19 protein-coding genes and 1 tRNA gene are annotated in these 15,374 nt (G+C 62.5%); 8 read left to right on the top strand and 12 right to left on the bottom strand.

What is annotated here, in order from left to right:
• Positions 1–7: 7 nt before the first annotated feature.
• The 3 genes from CLU94_RS12360 to CLU94_RS12350 all read left to right on the top strand — a co-directional run bounded on the left by CLU94_RS12360 (position 8) and on the right by CLU94_RS12350 (position 3,131).
• Positions 8–985 (top strand): type II secretion system F family protein, encoded by a 978-nt coding sequence (locus CLU94_RS12360; protein ID WP_099665821.1) that lies wholly within the window; start codon positions 8–10, stop codon positions 983–985.
• 119 nt (positions 986–1,104) lie between these two features.
• Positions 1,105–2,043, top strand: a complete 939-nt coding sequence (locus tag CLU94_RS12355; protein ID WP_099665820.1) for a type II secretion system F family protein — start codon at positions 1,105–1,107, stop codon at positions 2,041–2,043.
• Positions 2,044–2,054: 11 nt separating this feature from the next.
• A complete protein-coding gene (locus tag CLU94_RS12350) occupies positions 2,055–3,131 on the top strand; it encodes a LytR C-terminal domain-containing protein (RefSeq protein WP_099665819.1) in 1,077 nt (358 codons plus the stop codon).
• Between the two features lie 53 nt (positions 3,132–3,184).
• Here CLU94_RS12350 and CLU94_RS12345 read toward each other — a convergent pair whose 3' ends face one another.
• Together CLU94_RS12345 and CLU94_RS12340 are read right to left on the bottom strand one after the other, a co-directional pair.
• Positions 3,185–4,189 carry an EDSAP-1 family PEP-CTERM protein gene (locus CLU94_RS12345; protein ID WP_099665818.1) on the bottom strand — a complete coding sequence of 335 codons (1,005 nt, stop codon included), beginning with the start codon at positions 4,187–4,189 and terminating at the stop codon, positions 3,185–3,187.
• A gap of 211 nt (positions 4,190–4,400) precedes the next feature.
• Entirely contained in the window at positions 4,401–4,775 is a 375-nt protein-coding gene (locus CLU94_RS12340; protein WP_099665817.1) for a hypothetical protein, read from the bottom strand.
• Positions 4,776–4,937: 162 nt separating this feature from the next.
• Between CLU94_RS12340 and CLU94_RS12335 the strand changes: the two genes are divergently transcribed.
• On the top strand, positions 4,938–5,249 hold the full coding sequence (locus CLU94_RS12335) for a hypothetical protein (RefSeq protein WP_099665816.1): 312 nt from the start codon (positions 4,938–4,940) through the stop codon (positions 5,247–5,249).
• Between the two features lie 27 nt (positions 5,250–5,276).
• Here CLU94_RS12335 and CLU94_RS12330 read toward each other — a convergent pair whose 3' ends face one another.
• From CLU94_RS12330 to petA, 7 genes are all read right to left on the bottom strand, one after another.
• Positions 5,277–5,483, bottom strand: a complete 207-nt coding sequence (locus CLU94_RS12330; protein ID WP_071325761.1) for a dodecin — start codon at positions 5,481–5,483, stop codon at positions 5,277–5,279.
• A 219-nt stretch (positions 5,484–5,702) separates the two neighbouring features.
• A tRNA-Thr gene (locus CLU94_RS12325) sits at positions 5,703–5,778 on the bottom strand.
• A gap of 26 nt (positions 5,779–5,804) precedes the next feature.
• Positions 5,805–6,317 carry a ClpXP protease specificity-enhancing factor gene (locus tag CLU94_RS12320; protein ID WP_099665815.1) on the bottom strand — a complete coding sequence of 171 codons (513 nt, stop codon included), beginning with the start codon at positions 6,315–6,317 and terminating at the stop codon, positions 5,805–5,807.
• A gap of 137 nt (positions 6,318–6,454) precedes the next feature.
• Positions 6,455–7,066 carry a glutathione S-transferase N-terminal domain-containing protein gene (locus CLU94_RS12315; protein ID WP_010394154.1) on the bottom strand — a complete coding sequence of 204 codons (612 nt, stop codon included), beginning with the start codon at positions 7,064–7,066 and terminating at the stop codon, positions 6,455–6,457.
• A gap of 120 nt (positions 7,067–7,186) precedes the next feature.
• Positions 7,187–7,951 (bottom strand): cytochrome c1, encoded by a 765-nt coding sequence (locus tag CLU94_RS12310; RefSeq protein WP_099665814.1) that lies wholly within the window; start codon positions 7,949–7,951, stop codon positions 7,187–7,189.
• Between the two features lie 36 nt (positions 7,952–7,987).
• The gene (locus CLU94_RS12305; protein ID WP_099668284.1) at positions 7,988–9,400 is read right to left on the bottom strand and encodes a cytochrome b; all 1,413 of its coding nucleotides are present in this window, start codon (positions 9,398–9,400) and stop codon (positions 7,988–7,990) included.
• Positions 9,401–9,402: 2 nt separating this feature from the next.
• A complete protein-coding gene (petA, locus tag CLU94_RS12300) occupies positions 9,403–10,011 on the bottom strand; it encodes a ubiquinol-cytochrome c reductase iron-sulfur subunit (protein WP_034783594.1) in 609 nt (202 codons plus the stop codon).
• A gap of 414 nt (positions 10,012–10,425) precedes the next feature.
• Here petA and mscL point away from each other — a divergent pair, with 414 nt between their 5' ends.
• From mscL to CLU94_RS12280, 4 genes are read left to right on the top strand one after another with little or no spacing between them, the layout of a single operon-like run.
• Positions 10,426–10,875 carry a large conductance mechanosensitive channel protein MscL gene (mscL, locus tag CLU94_RS12295; RefSeq protein WP_046681989.1) on the top strand — a complete coding sequence of 150 codons (450 nt, stop codon included), beginning with the start codon at positions 10,426–10,428 and terminating at the stop codon, positions 10,873–10,875.
• Between the two features lie 39 nt (positions 10,876–10,914).
• Complete coding sequence (locus CLU94_RS12290; protein WP_180278647.1) at positions 10,915–12,075, top strand: Do family serine endopeptidase; 1,161 nt, start codon at positions 10,915–10,917, stop codon at positions 12,073–12,075.
• Positions 12,076–12,096: 21 nt separating this feature from the next.
• Complete coding sequence (locus CLU94_RS12285) at positions 12,097–12,789, top strand: DUF2461 domain-containing protein (RefSeq protein WP_099665812.1); 693 nt, start codon at positions 12,097–12,099, stop codon at positions 12,787–12,789.
• Positions 12,790–12,804: 15 nt separating this feature from the next.
• Complete coding sequence (locus CLU94_RS12280; RefSeq protein WP_257218778.1) at positions 12,805–13,149, top strand: hypothetical protein; 345 nt, start codon at positions 12,805–12,807, stop codon at positions 13,147–13,149.
• 10 nt (positions 13,150–13,159) lie between these two features.
• Here CLU94_RS12280 and CLU94_RS12275 read toward each other — a convergent pair whose 3' ends face one another.
• The 3 genes from CLU94_RS12275 to secB form a co-directional block, all read right to left on the bottom strand.
• Positions 13,160–14,200, bottom strand: a complete 1,041-nt coding sequence (locus CLU94_RS12275; RefSeq protein ID WP_099665811.1) for an NAD(P)H-dependent glycerol-3-phosphate dehydrogenase — start codon at positions 14,198–14,200, stop codon at positions 13,160–13,162.
• Between the two features lie 68 nt (positions 14,201–14,268).
• The gene (locus CLU94_RS12270) at positions 14,269–14,730 is read right to left on the bottom strand and encodes an SH3 domain-containing protein (protein WP_099665810.1); all 462 of its coding nucleotides are present in this window, start codon (positions 14,728–14,730) and stop codon (positions 14,269–14,271) included.
• Between the two features lie 84 nt (positions 14,731–14,814).
• The gene (secB, locus tag CLU94_RS12265) at positions 14,815–15,291 is read right to left on the bottom strand and encodes a protein-export chaperone SecB (RefSeq protein ID WP_077398684.1); all 477 of its coding nucleotides are present in this window, start codon (positions 15,289–15,291) and stop codon (positions 14,815–14,817) included.
• Between the last annotated feature and the right edge of the window lie 83 nt (positions 15,292–15,374).

The raw sequence follows: 15,374 nt of genomic DNA, 5'->3' as shown, positions 1-15,374 counted from the left end.
AAGCATCATGGACCTGGTGTTCTACGGCTTTGCCGTGCTGCTGTTCGCCGCCTGCATCCTGATGGTGGAAGGCGCCTGGCTGTGGTGGGCGGGCACGCACGGCAGCGCGGCGCGGCGCATCAACCGGCGCTTGCGGCTGATGGCGGCGCGCGGCGAGGCCGGCGGCGAGCGGGTTTCCATCCTCAAGCAGCGCCGCTATGCGCGTTCGCCTGGCCTGGAGCGCTGGCTGCGGCGCCTGCCGCAGGCGGCAAAGCTCGACCACCTGCTGCTGCAATCGGGCTTGTCCTGGTCGGTGGCGCAGTTCCTGGGCGGCGCGGGCGGCTTGCTGCTGCTGGCGCTGCTGTGGCTGGCCATCTGGCCCATGCCGCTGCCGGGCGCCTTGCTGCTGCTGGGCGTGGCGGGCGGCGGGCCGTGCATGGTCGTGCTGCGCGCGCGCGCGGCGCGGTTGAAAAAGATCGAGGCGCAATTGCCGGAAGCGGCCGATTTCCTGGCCCGCGCGCTGCGCGCCGGGCACTCGTTTTCGAATGTGCTGCAGATGGTGGGCGATGAACTCAATGAGCCGATCAGCGGCGAATTCAAGATGGCGCACGAAGAGATCAATTACGGCGTGCCGATGAACGAGGCGCTGCAAAACCTGGCCGCGCGCATTCCGCTGACGGATTTGCGCTACCTCGTCATCGCCGTGCTGGTGCAGCGCGAATCGGGCGGCAATCTGGCCGAAGTGCTGGTCAGCATCGCGCGCATCATCCGCGCCCGTCTGAAGCTGCTGGGGCAGGTGCGCGTGCTGTCGGCCGAGGGGCGCATGTCGGCCTGGGTGCTGGGGCTGATGCCGGTGGTGATGATCGGCGTGATGGCGCTGGTCAACCCGCAATACATCAGCCTGCTGTGGACGGATCCCAGCGGCATCAAACTGCTGTGGTACGCGGCCGGCATGGTGGCGCTGGGCGTCGTGTGGATGCGCAACGTCATCCGCATCCGCATCTAAGAGATCGCCTGAAAAAAAGTCCATGGCGTTGTTGCGTCGCCTTGTCGTACTGTCGTACTGCCTTCGGCGACACGCCTAGCCCTGAACGTTTTGTCAGTCGATCAATCGGAGGAAATGCCATGACTGGCCCGCAACTGCTGTTCCTGTTGATCGTCTTCGCCGTGGTGGTGGCGCTGGCCCTGCTGGCGTGGCTGATCTTCTTTCCCGGCGCCTTGCGCCAGCGCCTGTTCGGTGCCATGGCGCCGGCCGCCAGCGAGGCGGTGGCCGACACGGGCTGGGTGGAGCGCGTGGCGCGCGTGGCGCAGCCGTTCAGCAAGCTGTCGCTGCCGGAGGAGGGCTGGGAGCGCTCGCCGCTGCGCACGCGCTTCATGAACGCGGGCTGGCGCCAGGCCAGCGCGCCGGGCCTGTACTTTGCGGCCAAGACCGTGCTGGCCCTGCTGTTCCCCACCGTGCTGGGGCTGTACGCTGCCAGTGCGATGGCGGCGCAACTGCGCAGCGTGCTGCTGTTGCTGCTGTGCGTCAGCGCCACCGTCGGCTATTACCTGCCCAACCTGGTGCTGGCCAGCACGGCCAAGCGGCGCCAGCGCGACATCTTTGAAAACATCCCCGACGCGCTCGACTTGCTGACCGTGTGCGTGGAAGCGGGCCTGAGCCTGGAGCGCGCGCTGGTGAAGGTGTCGGGCGAAATCCACATCAAAAGCGTGGTGCTGGCGCAGGAATTGCAGCTGGTGCTGATGGAAATGCGCGCCGGCTTTTCCAAGGAAAAGGCGCTGCGCAACCTGGCCTTGCGCAGCGGCGTGGAAGATGTCGACACCCTCGTCGCCATGCTGATCCAGTCGGAACGCTTCGGCACCAGCATGGGCGACTCGCTGCGCGTGCACTCGGAAAACCTGCGTGGCAAGCGCAGCCTGCTGGCCGAGGAGGCGGCCGCGAAGATCGCCCTGAAACTGCTGTTCCCGCTGATCTTTTGCGTCTTTCCCACCCTCATGCTGGTGCTCATGGGTCCGGCCGTGATCGAAGTCTATCGCGTGCTCGTGCCGGCCATGGCCAACCGCTGAAAGGAGCTACCATGCGCTTGACGATTTCCCGCCTGGCCACCGCCTGCGCCTGCCTGGGCCTGGCCGCCTGTACCACGCCGCCGGCCCACGCGCCGTTGCCGCAGTGGCCGGACGCCGATGCCGCCTATGCGGCGGGGCGCCAGCATTTCGAGCGGGGCGACTTGCCGGCCGCGCAAGCGGCCTATGCGCAAGCCTTGCGCGCCGCGCCGCGCCATGTGAATGCGCGCAACGGCCTGGCCGTGCTGCATGCGCAGCGGGGCGAGCACGACGCGGCGATCGCCCAGTGGCTGGCCCTGACGCAGGAAGCCGGTGCGCCGCAGCCGCAACAGGCGTATCTGTTCAGTAATCTCGGTCGTGCCTACTATTTGCGCGGGCGCGATGCGCAAGCGTTGACTGCGCTGGAACAGGCGTGTCTGCTCGATCCGCTCAATGCGCTGGCCTGGCAGCACCTGGCGCAAGTGCTCGAACGGCTGGGACAGCACGCGCGCGCGGCCGTCATGCGGCGCCAGGCGCAGAGCCTGCAGGAACACGATTTACGGAGCGACATGGCCGTCTTGCGCAACGCGGCGCCGCCGCCGGGCGTGCCCGCGGCCGCGCCGCTGCCGGATGCGCCCGCCATGGCGCGCATCGAGATCACGCAAGGCGACGGCATGGCCCGCTTGCAGCGCGTGCCGGCCGCCGCGCGCAGCGTGCCCGTTGTCACGGCCGAGCGGTCCATGCCGGCTCCTGCCGTGCCCCGTCCGCGCCTGGAAATTGTGAATGGCAACGGCGTGCCTGGCCTGGCCGCCGCCCTGGCGCGCAGCCTGGCCGGCGCTCCCGTGCAAGTGGTGCGCCTGGCCAATGAAACCGGCTTCCAGGTGGCGCGCACGCGCGTCGAGTACCGGCCCGCGCAGGAGCAGGCGGCGCGCCAGCTGGCGCGCCAGTTGGGAACGCAGGTGCAAACCCCAGTAGAAACCCGGGCAGGCGACTGCCCCGCCAGCGAGCTGCGCCTGGTACTGGGGCGCGACTTGAGCGATCCGGCCATGCTGCACCGCTATTATCTGCAGCAATTGCAGCTGGCGCGCCAGGCGCTGGCACGGCTCGGTTAACACGTCTTGAGCGGCACAGAAAACGCGGCGCCTTGGCGGGCGCCGCGTGTTTTTCATGCTGCCGATGATTGCGGCTGGCGGCGCCGCGTAAAAGCCAGGGCCGCCAATCCCATGCCCAGCAGGAACAGCGTACCCGGCTCCGGTACCGCAAGCGGCGGATCGATGACGACGATATCGGTGCGCGTGGACTTGGAAAAATTCAGGGTGTAGCTGCCGGCCGGCAGGGCGAAATTCGAGGTCAGGGAAAACATCGCGAAGCCATTCGTGAAGGCGCGCCCGGTGGCGGGGTCATTGGTGCCGGCCGTCATGTTCAGGCTGAACGGGTCGAGGCTGCCGGCGCCATGGTTGCCATTGATGTCGCTGCCATTGTTGGCATCGCCATCCGGCGCGAACTGGAAGATTACGCCATCGGCGTTCGCGTGCGACAGGCAGCCGGCGGGGCTGGAACTGTTGCACGAGATATTGAAGATATCCATGATCGACACGTTCGACTTGTCGCCCATGGTCGTCACGCTGGTGCGCAGGTCGCGCCGTCCCATGAAGCTGAATGTGATGAAGCCGGCGCTCGACAGGGTCAGGTTGACGGAGCCGGTCAGCGTGTCGCCGGCCGTGGCCGTGGCGGCGCCGATCGTGTTGCGCTGTGCTTCCGCCACGGCGCTCACGCTGGCGCCGCCATTGAGCATGTTGCCGAAGGCATGCGCATCGCCGCGGGCAAACTCCAGGGTGGAACTGGGGCTGGGGGCGTAATGGTTTTGCGGCAAGCCGCTGCAGCCGCCGCCCGAGCACACTTGCGGCACGTCGGCGTTGGCGGCCGGGCCCGTATTGACGGCGCGCGGATTGACGGCCACGCCGCCTTCGAAAAAAGCGCTGTCGCTGGCATTGCGGTTGGCGCCGGCCAGCGACAGCGCGCCGGCGCTGGTGGTGATGCGGAAATTGTTCAACTCATTGACGGCCAGGCCGTACGCGCCGGCCTGTGCCTGGCCGCTGGCCAGCAGGCTCGCCGCCGCCAGTGCACCCAGCCAGCCCAGGGTCTTGCTTCGTGTGTGATCAACGTTCATCGCAGCCTCTTGTCGTGGTCAGTCTCGGAAAATCCGGGGGACAAAGAATCCAGAATGACTTGCCTGGATTCATCTCGTAGACAGGGATAAGCAGCTTGCGTGCCACACAAAAATATCACAAGAAATCAAGTGCTTGCACAAAGCGGACTGAGCTGGATGAAGTGAAGTGTAAGAAAGGCCGACGCCGCTTGGCGGGCGCCGTCGGCCAGCCTCAGGTGCCCCGGTGATAGCCCAGGTGGCCGCCCGAATTGCGTGCGCAGCCGCAACCGATGCGCGCCACTTCCTCGCCTTCCGTCAATTTCCAGTTGGTAATCGTCGTGTGATTCCAGTCGATGTCGCTTTTCTTGACAGGTTTGACCGTCAAGATGCGTGCTTCCGCATCCGTGTACTCCATCAGCTCTTCGTCGTCGGCGATGTCGAAATGGCGGTGGATCAGGGAAATTCCGAAGCGGTCGAGCGCGCCGTAGCGTTGCAGCACGTCGCGCAGCTCGCGAAAGCAGGCCAGATCGTCGGGCAGCAGCGGATTGACGGCGGAAATATCGGCGACGGGTTGCCATTGCATGGCGTGGATGTTCAGGCTGTGCATGATAGGCTCCTGTGCCCCATGATGATAGGCCCAGGCTGCCGGAGGGGCGCCGGCACGCCTGGCGAAATGCCCATCGTGGACGCAAAGCCGCTGCGGCGCTTGCGCCGTATCAAAGGTGCGGCACATCGCCTCTCGTCCGATCATTGCCCGGTAAAATAGGCCATGGCAAACAAAACCCCCACCTTCCCCGGCGCGCGCACGGGCCGCGGCCAGGTCCTGGCCGTGCTGCTGTCGAATAGCGACCAGTCCGGCGCCGAACCGCTGCAAGGCCGCGTCTCGCTGGCCGCCATCGTCAAGGCATTGAAACGCAAATACCACTGGCCGATCGAGACGCACAGTTTTCCCGCCAACACGCAGGATGGCCGCGCCAGCTGGGCGACCGTCTACAGCTTGCCGGACAAGGTCATCGAGACCGCGCTGGAGGCCGGCGGCCGGGAGTGGCTGGAGAGCCGGGGAGCGGCCGGGCGGCGCTGAGCGCGTCGCTCGCTTTACTCGATCCCTTTATTCGAGCCGGAAGCCGACCTTGAGCGTGACCTGGAAGTGCGCCACCTTGCCATCGACGATATGGCCGCGCGAATCGGTCACTTCATACCAGTCCATGTGCTTGACCGTCAGCGCCGCCTTGGCAATGGCGTCGCGTATCGCCTGATCGCTGCTCTCGGTCGACGTGCCGACCAGTTCGATCAGCTTGTAAGTGTGTGCGGACATGATATTTCCCCAGGTAGGCAAGCCAGACATCGGGAGCCTGCTTTGCGCAAGCACGTGCTCATCTTGCGCCTAAATGTGCTGGACGTCATTACGCGGTGCAGCAATGCGTCAACCTGGATGACGATGCGTGTCCGTGTTCCGGATGGCTTCCGCAGGCGTGGGAAAAGAAAAAAGGGCTACCAGCCGAAGCGGGTAACCCTTTGATTTACTGCTGAATTCTGGTGCCGACTGCCGGTTTCGAACTGGCCACCTGATGATTACAAATCAACTGCTCTACCAAATGAGCTAAGTCGGCAAAAACTGCGCGTTGCGAATTATACGCTATTTAATGCGTGTCAGGGTCGGGCGGCCGCCTTTTTTTGGTGGCTCGTCGTCGCCGGGCGTGGCGCTGTCGCGTTGTTCGGGGGAGCTGGTCGGCACGGACGACAGGGTGGGACCGCTGGCGGCGGGGGCGAGCACGGGTGGCGGGACGTCGGCGGAGGCCGGGCTGTCCGTCGGTTGCGCGTCCGGGTCATCGTTGCCCAGCACGGGCTCGAAAGCCATGCCCTGGCCGTTTTCGTTGGCGTAGATGGCCATCACGTTGTCGACCGGCACGTAGATTTCGCGCGAGACGCCGCCAAAGCGGGCGTGGAAGCGGATGGCGTCGTTGTCCATCTTCAGGCCGCTGGTGGCGCCGAAGCTGATGTTGAGCACGATTTCGCCCTTTTTCACGTATTCCATCGGTACCGTGGTGCGCGAATCGACTTTGACCGCGAGATAAGGCGTGTAGCCGCTGTCGGTGCACCACTCGTAGATGGCGCGCAGCATATAAGGTTTGGTTGAGATTTCAGACATGGTAGGCACGGTGAGGCGGGAGCGCCCCCGTCAGCATGAGGCGGGCGCACCGGTAGTTCAATGAGGCAGAGCAACTAGCCAAACGGCGTGCTAGTTGACTCAAGATGTCCCGGCAAGCGTTGCTTGCCGGGAATATCTTAACGACGCATCACTTTTTCGGATGGCGTCAGCGCTTCGATGTACGCAGGACGCGAGAAGATGCGTTCGGCGTATTTCATCAGCGGTGCGGCCGTCTTCGACAATTCGATGCCGTAGTGGTCCAGGCGCCACAGCAGCGGCGCGACAGCCACGTCGAGCATCGAGAATTCGTCGCCCAGCATGTACTTGTTTTTCAGGAACAGCGGCGCCAGGGTCGTCAGGCGGTCGCGGATTTCCGCGCGTGCCTTGTCGTGGGCCTTGTCGTTGCTCTTGGCGCGTTCGCTTTCCAGCACGTGCACGTGCACGAACAGTTCTTTTTCGAAATTGAACAGCATCAGGCGCGCGCGGGCGCGCATCAGCGGATCGGCCGGCATCAGTTGCGGATGCGGGAAGCGCTCATCGATGTACTCGTTGATGATGTTCGATTCATACAGGATCAGTTCGCGTTCGACCAGGATAGGCACCTGGCCATACGGATTCATGGTCGAAATGTCTTCCGGTTTGTTGAACAGGTCGACGTCGCGCACTTCGAAGTCCATGCCTTTTTCAAACAGGACCAGGCGGCAGCGTTGCGAAAATGGGCAGGTTGTACCCGAATAGAGAACCATCATTTTTTATAGTTCCTTAGAAACAAAGGGGGTGAAGCCGCGAACGGCTCACCCCAGGTCGCTTGTCCACTCATGCGGACAACGCAGAAACAGGCATAAACCGGCCTATGGCCGGCGCCTCACTTATTTGACTTCCTTCCAGAACGACGCGTTAAGGCGCCATGCCAGCAGAGCAAAGACCGACAGGAACAGCAGCACCCACACGCCCAGGCGCTTGCGTGTCTGCTGTGCCGGTTCGGCCATCCACTCCATGTAGCCGACCAGGTCGGCTACCGCATTGTCATACTCGATCTTGTTCAACGTACCTGGCTTGACCTGCTCGAAGCCGGCAAATTTGTGGATCTTCTTGCCAGCTTCGTGCGGATCATTCTCTTCCACGAACTTGGCAGACTGGACACCTTGCAATTCCCATAATACATGCGGCATGGCAACATTCGGCACGACCATGTTGTTCCAGCCGGTCGGACGAGTGTCGTCTTTATAGAACGTACGCAGGTAAGTATACAGGTAGTCGCCGCCTGTGCCAGCGGAAGATGATTTCGCGCGCGAAATTACCGACAAATCCGGCGGTACGACGCCAAAGAAAGCCTTGGCGTCCTGCGGTGCCAGGCTCGTCGTCATCAAGTCGCCGACTTTATCGCCTGAGAACAACAGATTCTGCTTGATCTGGTCTTCCGTCAAGCCCAGGTCGCGCAGGCGGTTGTAGCGCATCGACACGGCGGCGTGGCAATTCAGGCAATAATTGACGAACAATTTGGCGCCATGTTGCAGCGCTGCCATGTTGGTCTGGCGGTCAGGAGCCTTGTCCAGCGGAAAGCCGCCTTCGCTGGCGAGAGCCATGGCGGGCACGAAGGCCAGGATGGCGAGCAGTTTTTTTGCAATCTTCATATGATGTATGTCCTTTGAGCGTGGCGTGAGAGCGGCTTAGTGCGGGTGAAACGTCACACGCGACGGCACGGTCTTGAACTTGCCCATTGCACTCCACCATGGCATCAACAGGAAGAAGCTGAAGTAAATCAGGGTGCACACTTGCGACACGATGGTCTTCGTATCCGTTGGCGCCTGGGTCCCGAGGTAGCCGAGGATCAGGAACGACAGGCCGAAGATGGCGTACACATATTTGTGCCAGTTCGGACGGTAGCGGATCGATTTCACCGGGGAATGGTCGAGCCATGGCAAGAAGGCCAGGATCACGACGGAACCGCCGAAGAACACCACGCCCCAGAATTTCGCGTCCAGCACTTGCGGCAGCATGCCGATGATGGCGACGATGGCGATGCCGGCGATGGCAGACTTGACCGTCGTCGACAGGCGCGACTTGAGCCAGATGAACACCACGTAGGCAGCCACGACACCCATCAGCACGTACATGAAGTCGGCCGTGGTGGCGCGCAGCACCGAGTAGAACGGCGTGAAGTACCAGGTTGGCGCGATGTGCAGCGGGGTCTTCAGCGAATCGCCCGGCAGGAAATTGTTGTATTCAAGGAAATAACCGCCCATTTCCGGCGCGAAGAAGACGACGGCGCTGAAAATGACGAGGAAGATCGAGACGCCGAACAAATCGTGCACGGTGTAGTACGGGTGCGAAGGAATCGAATCGACCGGGTGGCCGTCGGCGCCCAGGTTTTCCTTCACTTCGATGCCGTCCGGATTGCTCGAACCGACTTCATGCAGGGCGATCAAGTGCGCTGCAACCAGGCCCAGCAGTACCAGCGGGATGGCGATCACGTGGAAGGCGAAGAAGCGGTTCAGGGTCGCGTCGGAAACGACGTAGTCGCCGCGGATCCACAGCGACAGGTCAGGGCCGATCAGCGGGATGGCGCCAAACAGGTTGACGATCACTTGTGCGCCCCAGTACGACATCTGGCCCCATGGCAACAGGTAGCCGAAGAACGCTTCGGCCATCAGGCACAGGAAGATGGCGAAACCGAACAGCCAGATCAGTTCACGTGGCTTGCGGTACGAGCCGTACAGCAGGCCGCGCGTCATGTGCAGGTAGACGATGATGAAGAAGGCCGAGGCGCCCGTCGAGTGCATGTAGCGCACCAGCCAGCCCCACGGCACTTCGCGCATGATGTACTCGACGGAATTGAAGGCCAGGGCCGCATCCGGTTTGTAGTGCATGGTCAGGAAGATGCCGGTGACGATCTGCAGCACCAGCACCAGCATGGCCAGCGAACCGAAGATGTACCAGAAGTTGAAGTTTTTCGGGGCGTAGTACTTGCCCCATTGGTCGTTCCACAGCTTGGTCAGGGGAAAGCGGTCATCGACCCAGCCCAGCGCTTTTTCGGCGACGGGAGCGTCTGCCGGGAATTTCGTTTCTTTGAAAGCAGCCATGATCAAGCCTCGCCTTTCTCGTCTTTACCTATCAGCAATTTGGTGTCGCTCAGGTACATATGGCGCGGCACTTGCAGGTTGTCCGGCGCCGGCTTGTTCTTGAACACGCGGCCAGCCATGTCGAAGGTGGAGCCATGGCAAGGGCACAGGAAGCCGCCTTCCCAGTCATCGGGCAGCGACGGTTGCGGGCCGGGGGTAAATTTCGAGGAAGGGGAGCAGCCCAGGTGGGTGCAGATGCCGACGGCGACGAGAATTTCAGGCTTGATGGAACGCGCCTCGTTCATGCAGTATTCGGGCGTGAATTCGGCGGGATTGCGTTGGGAATTGGCATCGGCGACCTTGCCATCGGTTTGCTTGAGCGACGCGATCATTTCCGGCGTGCGCTTCAGGATCCAGACCGGCTTGCCGCGCCATTCGACGGTGCGCATTTCGCCGGGTTGCAAGGTGGTGATGTCTACTTCGACCGGCGCGCCAGCCGCTTTCGCGCGCTCCGACGGCTGGAAGGTGCTTACCAAGGCTCCCGCGGTTGCCAATCCAACTACACTGCCCGCCGCGCACGTGGCGACGAGCAAGCCGCGACGGCCTGAATCGACCTGCTTTTCGTTACTCATGCAAACCCCAATCAGTCAAAATGCGAATCTTTATTATGAGTGGCAGCCGCGAAAAACCCGTCGCCGAAGCTCTTTCCCACTGATTGCCGCAACCCGCATCTTCGTACGGTAAAGTGGCAACATCCCTGCGGAACTTCGGACTATGGCGCAGCCCATGCCAGTTTCTTGTTGATTATCCGGAAGCGAAAAAGCCGCTTCTGGCAACCGCAAATTATAAGTGAAGCAAACAACGAATAAAACAAAAACGTTGCTTGTACCATAATTTATATACTTTTGCAGGAGGTGGCTAGTTCTTTCGAACTAGATGCGCGCGGCTGTGCCGGAATTGGTCTCGCCGGCAACCACAAGTTGGTGTGCCCAGGAATCAATAGTATGATCGGCATGTTTTTTATACATATCCGAAGGAGAAATTTCATGGCAATGATGCAAGAATTTAAAGAATTTGCAATGAAGGGTAACGTCGTCGATCTGGCGGTCGGTGTCATTATCGGTGGTGCCTTCGGCAAGATTGTCGATTCCCTGGTGCAAGACGTGATCATGCCGCCCATCGGCCGCATTTTCGGCGGCCTCGATTTCGCCAATTACTACCTGCCCCTGAATGGCCAGGCGACGACCCTGACCCTGGTGGAAGCGAAAAAGGCGGGCGCCGTGCTGGCCTACGGCAATTTTTTGACCATTTTGCTCAACTTCGTCATTCTGGCCTTCATCATCTTCCAGATGGTGCGCCTGATGAACAAGGCCCGTCGCAGCGAACCGGTCGCGCCGGCGCCGGCACCGGCCACGCCGGAAGACATCGTGCTGCTGCGTGAAATCCGCGACTCCCTGCAGAAGAACGGACAGAATAGCAACGATCTGGCAAAATAAGTCGTTCCGGCACCGGCCGGCTGACCTGGGTGGAGTGTTATGCGACGATTCTGGTTATTGTTTGCGCAAACCGTGACGATCGCGTTGGCGCTGTACTTTGTGTACGGCGCGCTGCGCCCGGCCAGCCGGGTACAGCAACTGGGCTCTCCGACTAAACCGGTGCCCGTGGTGGAAACGGCGTCCAGCAGCCTGGCGCCCGGTTCCTACCGCGACGCGGCGGCGCGCGCCATGCCCGCCGTCGTCAACATCCTCACCCTGCAAGTACCCAAGCGCGGCGCCCATCCGCTGGCGCGCGATCCCTTCTTCAAACGTTTCTTCGGCGACCGCGACCCGGACGGCGAGGATGACGACGACTTGAAAAACAGCCTCGGTTCGGGCGTCATCGTCAGCCATGAAGGCTATGTGCTGACCAACAACCACGTGGTCGAAGGCGCCGACGAAATCGAAGTCGTGCTCACGGATGGCCGCAAGGCGCCCGCCAAGGTGGTGGGCCTGGACCCGGAAACGGACCTGGCCGTGATCAAGATCAACCTCGACAAGCTGCCCGTCATCGTGCTGGGCCAGTCGGAATTGGCGCGCGTGGGCGACGTGGTGCTGGCCATCGGCAACCCCTTCGGCGTGGGCCAGACGGTGACCATGGGCATCATCTCCGCCCTGGGCCGCAACAACCTGCACATCAACAGCTTTGAAAATTTCATCCAGACGGATGCGGCGATTAACTTCGGCAATTCGGGCGGCGCCCTGGTCGATACGCGCGGCAACTTGATCGGCATCAATACGGCGATCTACTCGCAAAGCGGCGGCTCCGTCGGCATCGGCTTCGCCATTCCCGTCTCGACGGCGAAAACCGTGATGGAAGCCATCATCAAGGATGGCCACGTGGTGCGCGGCTGGATCGGCGTGGAAACGCAGGACATCACGCCCGAGCTGGCGCAAAGCTTCAACTTGCAGCGCAGCAGCGGCGCCATCATCGCCGGCGTGGTGCGCAACGGCCCGGCCGACAAGGCGGGCATCGTGCCCGGCGACATCCTGCTGACGGTGGAAGGCAAGCCCGTCGGCGACACGACGGAAATGCTGAACCTGATCGCCCAACTGCCGCCCGGCGGAAAAGCTAAAATGACGGTGCTGCGCAAGAATCGCGAAGCGGCGCTCGACGTGATGGTGGGCAAGCGCCCCCTCCCGAAAGAGCTTTCCAAATAGTTGCTGATCGGAATTTGACACATGCATGTGCGTGACTTGACCCAATTTTTACGTGAACTGAGCGACAACAACAACCGTCCCTGGTTTGTCATGAACAAGCCCCGCTACGACATCCTGCGCGAGGAATTCCTTGCGCTGGTGACGTCGCTGATAGGCGAGCTGGGCAAGTTTGACCCGGCCGTGAAGTACTGCAATCCGAAGAAGGCCTTGTTCCGCATCAACCGCGACGTGCGTTTTGCGCACGATAAAAGCCCGTATAAAACGCGCTTTTCGGCCGCCATCGCGCCGAACGACATGCGCCGTCCCAGCAAGGCGGGCGGTCCCACGTATTACCTGCAGATCGATGGCCAGGGCAACTTGCTGTTCGGCGCCGGCGAATACATGCCGCCGCCCGGGCGCCTGAAGGCGCTGCGCGAGCATATGCTCAACGACGCGCCAGGGTTTTCCAAAGTGCTGAAAAATAAGCGTTTGAAAGCCCGTTTCGGCACCATCCAGAACGAGGGCAAGTTGCAGCGCCCGCCCAAGGGCTTCGAGGCGGACGCCGAACATATCGAATTCATCAAGCTGAAGAGCTTTTTTGTCTGGACCGAAATACCGCTGCCCGTGAACGAACCCGAGAAACTGCTGCCGACCCTGGCGGAAGGCTTGAAGGATGCGTGGCCGCTGGTCGAGTGGATGCGCGGCGCGAAAGAGCCGGAGGAAGTCACCGAGTAATTGCGGAAGGAGCACATGATGGCACTGGAACACGCAAGTTCAGGACAGGTGATCGAGGTGCTGCGCAGGGACGGCGACGACCTGTCGCAGTTTTCCGCCATCGCGCTGGCCAAGACGGATGAGCTGGAACTGATCCGTATGTGCATGCCCAAGGGCAAGACCATGCCCGAGCATCATGTGCTCGGCGAAATCACCTTGCTGTGCCTGCAGGGGCAGGTGGCGGTGACGGCGCATGGCGGCGTGCACCTGCTGGGGCCGGGGCAGATGCTGTACCTGCTCGGCGGCCAGGCGCACGCTTTGGCCGCGCGCGAAGACAGCCTGTTATTACTGACCATACTCATGCACAAGGCGGGACGCTAGGTTTTCCCTGTCAAGCCGCCTCGGCGCGCGGATCGCGCGACAGCAGCTGCTGCACCATCACGTGCGGCAAATCGCCATCGAACAGCACGCCGGCCACCGCGTTGGTGATCGGCATCTCGACGCCCATGCGGCGCGCCAGTTCGCGCACGGCCTTGGCGCACGGCACGCCTTCGGCCACGTGACCCAGCTCGGCCACGATGGTGTCCAGCGCCTTGCCTTGCGCCAGGCCAAGGCCGACGCGGCGGTTGCGCGACAGGTCGCCCGTGCACGTCAGAATCAGGTCGCCCATGCCCGTCAAGCCCATGAACGTTTCCGTCTGGCCACCCAAGGCCGTGCCCAGGCGCGTGATTTCCGCCAGGCCCCGCGTGATCAGCGCGGCGCGCGCATTCAAGCCCAGGCCCAGGCCGTCGGCCACGCCCGTGGCGATCGCCAGCACGTTCTTGACGGCGCCGCCCACTTCCACGCCCACCAGGTCGTCGCTCGCATACACGCGGATGGTGCCGCCATGCAAGGCCGAGACGACGGCGCTGCGCAAGGCCGCGCTGTGCGAGGCGATGGTCAGCGCGCACGGCAAGCCGCGCGCCACTTCCTGCGCGAACGAGGGGCCGGACAGGGCGCCGCCGGGGATATTGTCGCCGAGTACTTCCTGCACGATCTGGTGCGGCAACAAGCCCGTGCCGCCTTCAAAGCCCTTGCACAGCCACACCAGGTTGCCGATGGCCTTGTCTTTCAATTGCTGCAGCATGGGCCGCAAGCCCGCCACGGGGCAGGCGGCGATCAGGATGCCGTGTTCGCCACCGGCATGCGCGACGGCGGCGTCGAAATCGGCGCTGATGCGCAGTTGCGGCGGCAAGGGGAAGCCGGGCAGATAGCTGTTTTCGCCGCTGGCGGCCATGGCCGCCATGGCGTCGCCGTTGCGGCCCCACAGCAGCACGTCGTGGCGGCCGGCCAGGGCCATGGCCACGGCCGTGCCCCAGGCGCCGGCGCCGAGGATGGTGATCTTGCGGGGGAGCGCCATGGCGGCGGGAGATGTATCGGGAGAAACTTGCATGCGACCTCAGTCTGGCAGGGGGAGGGGCGCGGCGCGGCTGGCCGCTGCCCGGATGAATCTGGCGGTGCTTACAGGCCCCACACTTCGCTGGTCTTGACGTAGCCGCTCTGGCCATCCTTGTGGCGGACCTTGACCCAGTTGGAGCTCGGCTGCTCGCTCATTTCCAGCAGCACGCCCTTGTCGACGAGGATGATGGGGGAGGCGGTGTCGTCGGGGCTGGCGCGAACCTTGAGGTTCGCGGCGCGCGCCACGACGTTGCGCTTGGCGGACAGGCCCTTGGCTTCCGTCCAGGCCATTTCGCCGCTGGCGTCGCGTACCTTGACCCATTCGCCGTAGCTGAGCACGATTTCCAGCGGCATGCCGCGTGGCGCCACGTACAGCTTGCCGCCCTTGGCGGATGGCGCGTCGTACAGGATCACGGGAGCCGCGCCCACCGTTTTGAAATCGACGGCGTGACTGGCGGCGGTCGCCAGCAGCAGCACGGCGCCGGCCATCCAGCGGAACTTGCTCAAGAGCGCACTTTTCAACATGATATTTTTGAACCTTAACGAAACACGGCGGCCAGGCCGCCGTGTCAGGCCAGCCTTGACGGCTGGCGGGGTCTTGCCTGAAGCTTAGTGCGTCGTCGCGTCGGCTGCCGGGGCAGCTGCTGCGGCGTCAGCAATAGCTTGCAGACGTTGTTGGTAGAACACTTCGAAGTTGATCTCGGCCAAGTGCACTGGCGGGAAGCCGGCACGGGTGATCACGTCGGCGATGTTGGCGCGCAGGTAAGGGTAGATGATGTTCGGGCAGCCGATTCCCAGCAGTGGATCGAGTTGATCAGCAGGAATGTTGCGTGCTTCGAAGATACCGGCTTGCTTGCCTTCAACCAGGAAAGCGACTTTTTCGCCGACTTTGGCGGTGACGGTGATGGTCACGGTGGCTTCGAAGATGCCGTCGGCCAGAGGCGCAGCGCCCACGTCCAGTGCCACTTCGATGGCTGGTGCTTCTTGTTCCAGGAAAATAGCTGGGGAATTTGGTTGTTCCAGCGACATGTCTTTCAGGTAGACGCGTTGGATTTGGAAGACTGGTTGCAGATTTTCGTCAGACATGGAACGCTTTCGTTGTAAAGGACAAGAACGGCACACCGTTCAAATATGGTGCTTGCGGTATTCAAACCGCGCCGGATAGGCGC

The organism is Janthinobacterium sp. 13 (assembly GCF_002749695.1).
In the GTDB taxonomy this organism is placed as follows: domain Bacteria; phylum Pseudomonadota; class Gammaproteobacteria; order Burkholderiales; family Burkholderiaceae_D; genus Janthinobacterium; species Janthinobacterium kumbetense.
This window is presented reverse-complemented; position numbering and strand designations above follow the sequence as displayed.

Excerpts from the sequence above, each read along its gene's own strand:
- CLU94_RS12360 (WP_099665821.1), top strand. The coding sequence starts at position 8 with ATGGACCTGGTGTTCTACGGCTTTGCCGTGCTGCTGTTCGCCGCCTGC.
- CLU94_RS12355 (WP_099665820.1), top strand. The coding sequence starts at position 1,105 with ATGACTGGCCCGCAACTGCTGTTCCTGTTGATCGTCTTCGCCGTGGTG.
- CLU94_RS12350 (WP_099665819.1), top strand. The coding sequence starts at position 2,055 with ATGCGCTTGACGATTTCCCGCCTGGCCACCGCCTGCGCCTGCCTGGGC.
- CLU94_RS12345 (WP_099665818.1), bottom strand. The coding sequence starts at position 4,189 with ATGAACGTTGATCACACACGAAGCAAGACCCTGGGCTGGCTGGGTGCA.
- CLU94_RS12340 (WP_099665817.1), bottom strand. The coding sequence starts at position 4,775 with ATGCACAGCCTGAACATCCACGCCATGCAATGGCAACCCGTCGCCGAT.
- CLU94_RS12335 (WP_099665816.1), top strand. The coding sequence starts at position 4,938 with ATGGCAAACAAAACCCCCACCTTCCCCGGCGCGCGCACGGGCCGCGGC.
- CLU94_RS12330 (WP_071325761.1), bottom strand. The coding sequence starts at position 5,483 with ATGTCCGCACACACTTACAAGCTGATCGAACTGGTCGGCACGTCGACC.
- CLU94_RS12320 (WP_099665815.1), bottom strand. The coding sequence starts at position 6,317 with ATGTCTGAAATCTCAACCAAACCTTATATGCTGCGCGCCATCTACGAG.
- CLU94_RS12315 (WP_010394154.1), bottom strand. The coding sequence starts at position 7,066 with ATGATGGTTCTCTATTCGGGTACAACCTGCCCATTTTCGCAACGCTGC.
- CLU94_RS12310 (WP_099665814.1), bottom strand. The coding sequence starts at position 7,951 with ATGAAGATTGCAAAAAAACTGCTCGCCATCCTGGCCTTCGTGCCCGCC.
- CLU94_RS12305 (WP_099668284.1), bottom strand. The coding sequence starts at position 9,400 with ATGGCTGCTTTCAAAGAAACGAAATTCCCGGCAGACGCTCCCGTCGCC.
- petA (WP_034783594.1), bottom strand. The coding sequence starts at position 10,011 with ATGAGTAACGAAAAGCAGGTCGATTCAGGCCGTCGCGGCTTGCTCGTC.
- mscL (WP_046681989.1), top strand. The coding sequence starts at position 10,426 with ATGGCAATGATGCAAGAATTTAAAGAATTTGCAATGAAGGGTAACGTC.
- CLU94_RS12290 (WP_180278647.1), top strand. The coding sequence starts at position 10,915 with ATGCGACGATTCTGGTTATTGTTTGCGCAAACCGTGACGATCGCGTTG.
- CLU94_RS12285 (WP_099665812.1), top strand. The coding sequence starts at position 12,097 with ATGCATGTGCGTGACTTGACCCAATTTTTACGTGAACTGAGCGACAAC.
- CLU94_RS12280 (WP_257218778.1), top strand. The coding sequence starts at position 12,805 with ATGATGGCACTGGAACACGCAAGTTCAGGACAGGTGATCGAGGTGCTG.
- CLU94_RS12275 (WP_099665811.1), bottom strand. The coding sequence starts at position 14,200 with ATGCAAGTTTCTCCCGATACATCTCCCGCCGCCATGGCGCTCCCCCGC.
- CLU94_RS12270 (WP_099665810.1), bottom strand. The coding sequence starts at position 14,730 with ATGTTGAAAAGTGCGCTCTTGAGCAAGTTCCGCTGGATGGCCGGCGCC.
- secB (WP_077398684.1), bottom strand. The coding sequence starts at position 15,291 with ATGTCTGACGAAAATCTGCAACCAGTCTTCCAAATCCAACGCGTCTAC.